Annotated in this window: 10 protein-coding genes and 1 rRNA gene; 3 read left to right on the top strand and 8 right to left on the bottom strand. The window is 30.1% G+C overall.

Features of this window, described 5'->3' with window-relative positions; genetic code table 11:
- Positions 1 to 75: ribosomal RNA gene (gene rrf, locus AN960_RS25460) — 5S ribosomal RNA — on the top strand; the annotation flags it as partial.
- Between the two features lie 158 nt (positions 76 to 233).
- Here the strand turns inward: rrf and AN960_RS13110 are convergent.
- The 6 genes from AN960_RS13110 to AN960_RS24495 all read right to left on the bottom strand — a co-directional run bounded on the left by AN960_RS13110 (position 234) and on the right by AN960_RS24495 (position 3,870).
- Entirely contained in the window at positions 234 to 629 is a 396-nt protein-coding gene (locus AN960_RS13110; RefSeq protein WP_056472139.1) for a hypothetical protein, read from the bottom strand.
- Positions 630 to 1,413: 784 nt separating this feature from the next.
- Positions 1,414 to 1,623: a hypothetical protein gene (locus AN960_RS13100; protein ID WP_056472131.1), complete on the bottom strand. Its 210-nt coding sequence runs from the start codon at positions 1,621 to 1,623 to the stop codon at positions 1,414 to 1,416.
- Between the two features lie 62 nt (positions 1,624 to 1,685).
- On the bottom strand, positions 1,686 to 2,165 hold the full coding sequence (locus AN960_RS25070; RefSeq protein WP_056472130.1) for a hypothetical protein: 480 nt from the start codon (positions 2,163 to 2,165) through the stop codon (positions 1,686 to 1,688).
- A gap of 53 nt (positions 2,166 to 2,218) precedes the next feature.
- Positions 2,219 to 2,704, bottom strand: coding sequence for a hypothetical protein (locus AN960_RS13090; RefSeq protein WP_056472127.1), 486 nt, complete (start codon positions 2,702 to 2,704; stop codon positions 2,219 to 2,221).
- Between the two features lie 689 nt (positions 2,705 to 3,393).
- The gene (locus AN960_RS13080; protein ID WP_056472121.1) at positions 3,394 to 3,720 is read right to left on the bottom strand and encodes a hypothetical protein; all 327 of its coding nucleotides are present in this window, start codon (positions 3,718 to 3,720) and stop codon (positions 3,394 to 3,396) included.
- Positions 3,721 to 3,870 (bottom strand): hypothetical protein, encoded by a 150-nt coding sequence (locus tag AN960_RS24495; protein ID WP_156339685.1) that lies wholly within the window; start codon positions 3,868 to 3,870, stop codon positions 3,721 to 3,723.
- A 670-nt stretch (positions 3,871 to 4,540) separates the two neighbouring features.
- Between AN960_RS24495 and AN960_RS13075 the strand changes: the two genes are divergently transcribed.
- Both AN960_RS13075 and AN960_RS13070 read left to right on the top strand, forming a co-directional pair.
- Complete coding sequence (locus AN960_RS13075; RefSeq protein WP_056472119.1) at positions 4,541 to 6,442, top strand: endonuclease MutS2; 1,902 nt, start codon at positions 4,541 to 4,543, stop codon at positions 6,440 to 6,442.
- Positions 6,443 to 6,609: 167 nt separating this feature from the next.
- Positions 6,610 to 7,323 (top strand): class I SAM-dependent methyltransferase, encoded by a 714-nt coding sequence (locus AN960_RS13070; protein WP_056472116.1) that lies wholly within the window; start codon positions 6,610 to 6,612, stop codon positions 7,321 to 7,323.
- A 94-nt stretch (positions 7,324 to 7,417) separates the two neighbouring features.
- On the opposite strand, the gene AN960_RS13065 is transcribed toward AN960_RS13070, so the two are convergent.
- Both AN960_RS13065 and AN960_RS13060 read right to left on the bottom strand, forming a co-directional pair.
- The gene (locus AN960_RS13065; RefSeq protein WP_056472114.1) at positions 7,418 to 8,284 is read right to left on the bottom strand and encodes an aminoglycoside phosphotransferase family protein; all 867 of its coding nucleotides are present in this window, start codon (positions 8,282 to 8,284) and stop codon (positions 7,418 to 7,420) included.
- 342 nt (positions 8,285 to 8,626) lie between these two features.
- Complete coding sequence (locus tag AN960_RS13060) at positions 8,627 to 9,109, bottom strand: hypothetical protein (RefSeq protein ID WP_056472111.1); 483 nt, start codon at positions 9,107 to 9,109, stop codon at positions 8,627 to 8,629.
- Positions 9,110 to 9,426: the final 317 nt, after the last annotated feature.

The following is a 9,426-nucleotide window of genomic DNA, read 5'->3' as shown; positions in this document are numbered from 1 at the left end:
GAACACGGCAGTTAAGCTCTTTTGCGTCGATGGTAGTTGGGGGTTTCCCCCTGTGAGAGTAGAACGTCGCCTGGTTTACCAAAGTATCAGCTAATCAGCTGGTGCTTTTTTTATTTTGGATCCGTTATATGTTCATACTTAATAAATATTAAAGGACTGTCAATTTTTTGATAGTCCTTTAAAGTCCTTTATACAAAATTTGAATACCAAGTACTTGAAGCAACTGAATCTGGTCATTTAGAATTATCTATAATATAAGGAATTGTATCAAGCTGTTTAAAAACATAAGTTTCATTATCAATTTTTATTTTAAAAGTTCTTCTTTTTTTATCATAAATGATTTTCAAATTATGAAACTTAGAACTATTAATTACATACGTCGTATCTGTTTTTTGTGAATAAGTTCCCTTATCTACTTCAGAACGATTATAATAATAAAACGTATGATGGTGATCTTCATCAAATACTATTGATGCAAATGGAAGTTTTTTGCTATGGTAAGTCCCTATTAAAGTTGACTCATCTAAATTCTGTATCTTTGGCATGTTTATAGCTAAAATAATAAATACAAAAACCATTAATAGAATAATACTTTTATCAACCCAATTTTTCTTTTCAACCTCAGGCATTAAAATCTACACTCCTTCCTTAATTTAAAAATATTTAAAGAAATGAAGAACTATTCTAAATACAAACCAATTCAATACCGAGTTATTTAATATTTGAATTAATCTTAAGTATCTAGTTCATTAATGTAATCATCCTAGTTGAATAACTAAAACTCACAAAAAACGAACTGTTCATAACAGTTCGTTATCTGTAACAATTACATGCTTTAGTACTTTATAAAGAAGTTAATTACTTGGTTTATCCTATTTCTCTGTCATACGTGTTACATAAGTATTTTCTGCTGCTTCTAAAAATGAATTAACTGTTAACATAAATAATCTCCTTTATTTTCAGGTTCAAAATCTAATACTTCTACTTCCATGTAGTAATATATATTATTCTTTTGCGTAATTTCATCAGGATCAATGCCAATTCGTTCTTTTAATTTAACCTTAGCAAAATAGTAAGCATCTTCTTCATTCTTTGCCTATACATTATTAATTCGGAATTCAATTTCTAATTCACTAAAGTTAAAATTTAAATCATATCTTCCAAAGCTTTCTATTGCTTTGAGGTTTTCCGCAATCTGTATAATATCTAATGCGGTATCTAGTAATCTTTGTTGGTATTCCGTTAACTCGTTTTTCTTTTAATTCGCTTACTAAATCATAAGGTAGGGGGGATGTCTGTAAAATTTCTTTTACGGCATCACCCCAAATTGTCCAAGGGAATGACTCAATTAATTGTTTAGTTCGATATGTTTTTTTGTATTTACGTATGGAAAATGCATAGCCCATAAATGTGCTACAAGTAATTTTTTGGTTCAAAACTTGGAGCTAATTTTGGATATTCTTCATCAAAGTGTTCACACTCATTTTTTAAACGTGTCATGGCTTCTTCAAATCCATACTTCATATTGTGATTAAACATTTGCATTGCAGTCATTTGGTGATCGAATTTAACACTTTTTTTTATGATCCCTAAATGTTCAGCAAATTTTTGATTGAAGTACATAAATTCTCTCCTCTAGTTTTAATTCGATTTACAAATAAAAAAGAGCAGGGGGATAACCCTACTCATTTCTTCTTTTTATCTCTATATTCAATTATATTTCCTATACCACCGATAGAATAAGGATTTATTATATAATCACAAATATCAAAATCACTATCTGATTCATCATATTCTTCGTCAGGTACTTCAGAAGGTTCCTCTATATAAGAATCTTCATATTGCTGCTCTTGTTCTTCCGACTGTTGATCTAGTTCATCATAATATTCTTTCTCTTGTTGTTCATTATCTTCCATTTCTTGATAAAATTCATCTGATTGTTGCTCATAATATTCTTCTAGGTCAGGATATTCTTCGTATGTATTATCACTATTACCACCATTATGATAGTGATATTCTCCATACTTTAAACCGTATTTTTCACAATTCGTATAACACCTATGTCCACAGTTAGCAACAGTTCTTCCAGGAGAGGCATAGGATTTTTCATTAGATATAAATAATTGAAAAACTAAAAATAAAATCAATAATAAAGTTTTCTTCATGGTTCCCCTCAAATTCAAACATAAAAGAGCAAAGGTGCCTGCTCGTGAATTTGTTAATCGACGATTATTCCATCATATCTGAATTTTTCATCAGGGAATGTTTTCGTTCCACCAGACTGTCCTATTGTAATATCTAAATGATATTCACCTGTTTCTTTCAATTCTCTAAATACAATGGTGTTATTTGCGTAATCACCAAGACCCGTGTGCTGAATATCAATTAATTTATCATCCTTGTTGCGTAATTCTACATAAACATGTGCGCCATAATATCCACTATAATTAGTGAATCCAGCACGAACATGATCACCTATATGTAAATGACCTTCCCGTATGTACATCCTAACTATTGTTCCATATTTATGTTCTACAAGAGGGTTAGGGTCTGGCTTGCTAACTTTAGCAGCAGAAGCTTTAGCTCTTTTTTCAATCCTTTCAATCTTTTCATTCTTTTTTACATTTTGCATATCAAAATAAAAACCTAATGCTATCATTGCAACGATAACTATGGCTATCATTGCTTTTATGGTAAACCTCATTCTTAAACCATCCTTTTGTTATAATCTGATTTAATTATATATTATTAATCAATTCTTTAGGAATGGTTCTAAAAGCTTAATTGATACAAGGGGCACACTTAACCCATTCTTGATATAGTTCGCCTATTACATAAGCAAGATTATTGCGAAGCACTATATCGTGTTCATGTAAATACTGCTCATAGGCTTTGATATCCTCAAAGATGACTTGTTCATCCTCTGTTACTTTCAAACCTAGTATCTCAATCTGCACTAACAGTCTATATACTTGATTTAAATACTTTGCTATTTCACGACATAAGATAACCTTTTCCAAAAAATGACTTACATCAAAATCTTCAAGATAATGAGTTTCGCCTGTTTCACTAACAACTTTAATCTCTCTTAATCATGGTTATATCTCCCACAATACGTAATAGCCATTTCCTCTGGACAATCGAAAGGGTTGTTATGTACAGTACCAATAAAGCCTGCGCCGCAAAACTCGCATTTATTATCTACTACAATAAATACTTCTTTACTGCATGTACCAATTAATGTTCCATAAGGTTTATCAGTAAACTGTTTAGGGATGAGCTTATTTGTTTCTGTTTGAAAGCTTCTAATAGCCAGATTAATAATTCTCCTCTATATAGAAATAAGCGATCTCCTCTTAATACAAGGAATCGCTTCATAATAACCAGCTATCTCTAATTGTCGTTGTGCATTACGGAATACATAATCAATGTTCTGCTGTTCCCTAAGAGCACATTTTTTAAAATAACTGTACTTATAGCATCTTTCCAGTAAATTTCATAATATATTTCTTTTTCCTTATCAATAAACTCACATCCGCCACACTCTCTTTTTTTACCATGAAATTCACCAGATTGATTTAATAAAAACTTCTCTCCTCCGATCGTTCCATTATTATAACTAATCAGATAGTGTGAGTATGACTTAATTAAATCTTTATCAAATTTTCCTTTATATTTTATAGTTGTTTGAAATAAGATATCAGTTACAACTAAAGTCATCTAGTGTAAAACTTCCCAATTATTATCGCTTCCTTTAAAACTAACAGACTTAGTACTAAATAAATGATTTGCAATTTCTCCGTGTACTGTAGTAATCGAGTTAAGTAAGAACAATAAACTGAAAGTAAGATGAGCTATTGTCTTTTTCATTTTAAATCTCCAGTTTTTATATTTAATATTCAATTAAATGGTGTGTTTTTATACAATGATTAATCCTTATTAAACTAAATTTCTATTCTGCTACAAATTTTGAAGATACATTTATTAATTTTTACATTTGGCCTACGAGTATGAAACTTAAAGTGAGTGCTTACCTGAATGAAAAAAAGTTGTAGAAAATTTTTATTAACCACATACAGTAAATAATGTAGATCATCTTTACTTTTCAATTCACAAATAGTATGATGATTTCAATAAGTTAGATTTCAATGAACATAATAATAAATGAGGTGCATTTTGTGAGTGCGGTAGGTTCTAAATAGGAAAAAATTAAATGAAATAAATAGGATGAAAAAAAGGGGAATTTGTAGAATTCGTACCCTTAATTTTGTCATGTATTTATTTCAAACCTATGAAGATACCTACAATACTTTATAATGCGCATAAAGAAATTAGTATGGCTATTCTGTAATAGCTTATTTAACTATATTTCAATTATGATTGCCTTGTAATGTGATTAAAGCTGCGGTATCTCTGCAGCTTTTTTATATTGTTTCGGGCAAAAAAAGCTCTTTATTTCTAGAAATAATTTCATTGGAATCTAACGGGTAGGTATCTCCATTTATGATCGATAAAATCATATTAAAGAGGAGAATTAAAATTGAACAATATAACATTTGAAAAATTACAATATAACGAGTTAAAAGAAATAGTAAAATCTTATTGTATAAGTGGATTAGGTAAAAAATTGATAAATCAGTTAGAACCTAGTACCAATATAAAAGTCGTTAAAAATAGATTAAATGAGACAACTGAAGCTCGGGCAATATTAGATGCAGAAGGACATGTACCATTTTTAGGTGTTTCTAACATTGAAAATATAATTCAAAATCTTGAAAAGGGTATGATATTAGATCCAAGTGATTTAATCAGTATTTCGGACTTTTTAAGAGGGTGTAGAAGAATTAAAAAGTTTATGCAAGATAACGTATTTTTTGCCCCAATTCTCTCTTCTTACGCAAACTCAATGAGTGAATTTATAAGTATTGAAGATGAGATTAACTTCTCAATTAAAGGAAACAGCGTTGATTCTGCGGCTAGTAAGGATCTTAAACGTATACGTAATAATATTGAATCAGTTGAAGAGAAAATTAAAGATCGTTTAAATAAATTTCTAAGTAGTAGTGCAAATAAAATGTATATTCAAGACTTTTTTATAAGTAAGAAAGATGACAGATATACGATACCAATTAAAGCTTCCTTTAAAAAGCAAGTTCCTGGATCAATTATTGAAGTTTCTTCTAAAGGGTCAACAGTCTTTATCGAACCGAATACAGTAACTAAATTAAACAGTGAGTTAGCAGGCCTAAAGGCTGAAGAGGCAATGGAAGAATATCAAATATTAGCTACTCTCTCAGGAATGATTTTAGAAAAAATTTATGAAATAAATATAAATATGGAGTTAATTAGCCAATATGATATGGTTTTTGCCAAAGCTAAATTTAGCAAACATATTGGTGGAGTAGAGCCGAAATTAAATGACTTCGGATATATAAAGTTAGTTGATTGTAAACATCCACTATTAACAGGTAATGTTGTTCCACTTAATTTTGAGATAGGGGAAAGTTATCGAAGTTTAATCATTACGGGACCTAATGCTGGTGGAAAGACAGTCGTTCTGAAAACAATAGGCTTACTAACTTTAGCAACAATGTCAGGTTTCCATATTATCGGAGATGTGGGGACTGAAATTGCAGTTTTTGAAAAGATTTTTGTTGATATTGGAGATAATCAAAGTATAGAAAATGCACTAAGCACATTTTCATCACATATGAAAAACCTTTCAGATATTATGGGAGTTTCTAATAATAATACACTTTTACTATTTGATGAAATAGGAAGTGGTACGGAACCGAATGAAGGGTCAGCACTAGCAATTTCTATATTGGAAGAATTTTATCTTATGGGATGTATTACAGTTGCAACTACCCATTATGGTGAAATTAAACGTTTTTCAGAAATGCATACTGATTTTATGAATGCAGCAATGCGATTTAATAGTGAAACACTAGATCCAATGTATAAGTTAATAATCGGGAAATCAGGGGAAAGTAATGCCCTATGGATATCTAAGAAAATGAATATTCGCGAAAATGTACTTCAAAGAGCGAAAGAATATATGGAAAATAAAGAATATCAATTAGAAAGAGTAAAAGAAAGTGCAATAAGGAAACCAAAGATTGTCAAATTGAAAGCTGATGAAAAGGTTAACTATCAAAAAGGTGATCGAGTAAAATTATTAGATTTTGATAACTTTGGCATAGTCTATAAAGAAATCGATAATTTCTATAATCTCATTGTTTTTTACAATGGTGAATTTTTAGAAGTGAATGAAAAACGAATATCTTTAGAAGTAAAAGCTGCTGAACTTTATCCAGAAGGATATGACATAGATACGTTATTTGTTGATTATGCGACAAGAAAATTACAGCACGATATTGAACGAGGTTCGAAAAAGGCACTTCGAAAGATTCAAAAAGGAATGAGAAGTAACGGGGAGTAATATTTCGGCTGTTTTAATTCAGCACATTATTGTACTTTTTATAAAAACTAAAACATCAGCCTAAATGCTGATGTTTTTGATTTAAGGAAAACTCATTTTCAAGAAAACAAAACAAATTAATGCTTAAATGAATAGACTATACCAAACTACATGATTGGGGTCTTGATATGAGGAAATTTTCTTATATAGATTTAATCGCTACGTTAAATATAGAAGATGCACATCCAGGTGGGTTTGATTTAACTAAAAAAACATTAAGATTTCTTCCACTGACATCAGCTAGCCAAGTTTTAGAAGTTGGTTGCGGTTCAGGTAAAACTGCTAGCTATTTATATGAAAGTTACAAATGCTCAATTACAACAATCGATATAAACAGTCGGATGCTGGCCAATGCAAGAAAACGATTTAACAAAAAGAAAATCCCAGTTACTCTGCATCAAGCAAGTGCAGAAAACCTTCCTTTTAAGGATAATTCATTTGATATTATCATTTCAGAATCAGTAACAAGCTTCACAAATGTAGATAAATCATTACAAGAATATGTAAGAGTGTTAAAAAAAGGTGGTTATTTTCTTGCCATAGAAATGACATCTGAGAGATCACTAACACTACAAGAAGAAAGTGAAATAAAGGATGTTTATGGTATTTCAAAAGTAAAAACGGTAAGAGAGTGGGAACAAGCATTAATCAAAGGGGGCTTTAGAGACTATAAAATTCTCAAAGGAAATACAATAATGAATACATCAACAAATCCCACTGATTCACTAGCATTTCAAAAGTTACCACCTGAGGGAATTGAATTGCTTCATAGATTTCAAGAAATACTAGTGCGTTATAAAGATGTGTTAGGATATAGAGTATTTTTATGTAGAAAAAGATAAGCATAATAGCTTATCTTTTTTGTTTGATGTACAAAATTCTCGTTTACCTGGATCGGATTAATACATAGGTATCAGATTATTATATTCAAAAATATTATGTATATTTAACCAAGCTAGTCCAATAATTCCAAGCTATTAAATATTCATCTAAATCATTTGGATGATGTCTTATACATGTAGCTAACCTAAAGTATAATCCAACTATTACGTTTCTATAGATTATGTGAGAATCAATATTTTGTAAAAATTTCAAATGACTGACTGCGGTAGATATTGTTTCTTTGGTTAGATTATCTGGAGAAGAACAAAATGCATATATTAAATCATAAAGTGGATCACCAAACACTGGTGTAGGATCAATAATTCCACTTAACTTTCCTTTGTTAAAAATAAAATTGTGTATACCACAGTCACCATGTAATAAAAAGGGTTCACCATGATAAGTGACTTGATTTGAATTGTTTATAATAGAAAAGATAAGTGTATGATCTTTCTTATCTAAATACGAATCTAGAGTTTTATGAGACTCTGTCATTCTACTCAATAGAAAATCTGACCATGAATTCGATAAATCTTCTGCCCATCCCCAACCTGGAGCATTAGGGTAGGGTTCGTAATTATTTATTAACTGTTCAACAAGTGTTACTAGTAATTCCGTTTTATTATTTCTAACATAATTTGTGCTACCTGGAATGAATGGATAAACTATGTATTTAAATGTTTTTTCTGCAAATAGTAAATTGGGTAATAAATCTATTTTGTTATAGAAATTAAGAAAATATGCTTCTGATTCTAGTATACGAGGATCATTTAACTTAATAATATATTTACTCTCGTTTATTCTAGTACTTAGAAGATATATACTGCTTGATGTTCCGCCGGTTAGTTGAGTGTACTTAATTTCTTTTTTGCTAATTAAATTCAAGTTTGATAAATCAGTTATTAATGATTCTATTTGCATAGGATCCTCACCTTCGTCATTAATAATGTATTTATCTAAGTATACCTTATAAATCACTGGTCACCATGAGGATAGATTGGAAAATGCTTATTAATCTCCACTTTATTTATGTTTAAAAATGTTTTGGAAATTGTAAAAGTATATGTACATAAGCAAAGTATGAATATAATAATTATGACTTGAATGATTCTTTTCATGATAACTCCTATTCATATATACGATGCTTTTATTCTTTAACTAATGAGAGGAAGTTAACCCATAAAATAAAAGGGTGTCTCAAAAGTCAGCAATTGACTAAAGAGACATACCCACAGTAATTGAATATAAGATTTTATTGAACTATTAAAAAAAGAATAATGCTGCTAATGCGACTCCTGCAACAAAACCGAGTGCAATTGAAATACCGAACCCACAGCCGAAGAATCCGCATCTAAATCCATCTCCGTCAAAATCTCTATGGTCTCTTCTTTCGTCTCTTCTATCAAACCTTCTGTCAAATCTTCTATCGAATCGATTATCAAATCTTTCCTCATTGCGATTACCAAACATATTATCAAAACGATTTTCATTGCGGAAACTTCTATTTGAAAAGTTTCTTTCTGAGAAATCTCTATTAGATTGGTTTCTGTTCATGTTACTTCTATTACGATTGGATGATCTATTAAAATTAGAGTTCTGACGATTTTGATTGACTGGTTCAATAAAAACTCGATCTTCAGATACTCTAGTAATACGGCCAACATGCTCGTTTCCTTCTTTATCGAAAATGCGTACAACCTGCCCTCTAAAATTATTACATAATTGATGGGCTTCATTACATTGCATAACAATTCCTCCTTTTCTTGTACTAATCTATGGAAGAGGGATAGTTTGTGCTTGTACTTATACCTAGTTGTACAATTAACTAATTAATTTGTTTGAAATTTACGTAAATTATTTTTGTAAACTTTTTATAAAAGAAATGCTTGCAATCATTTGGACGAGATGGTATATTTGTTTATGTTGTCACGACAAACCAAGTGAGAACAACAAAAAAATATAATAAGTTGTTGACAAATGATTCGGCAAAATGTTATTATATTAAAGTCGCTTCTGAGCGACGAAGTGAACTTTGAAAACTAAACAAAACATGAAGTAAACGT

Origin of the sequence: Bacillus sp. FJAT-25509 (assembly GCF_001420605.1) — a bacterium.
In the GTDB taxonomy this organism is placed as follows: Bacteria; Bacillota; Bacilli; order Bacillales; family Bacillaceae_G; genus Gottfriedia.
This window is presented reverse-complemented; position numbering and strand designations above follow the sequence as displayed.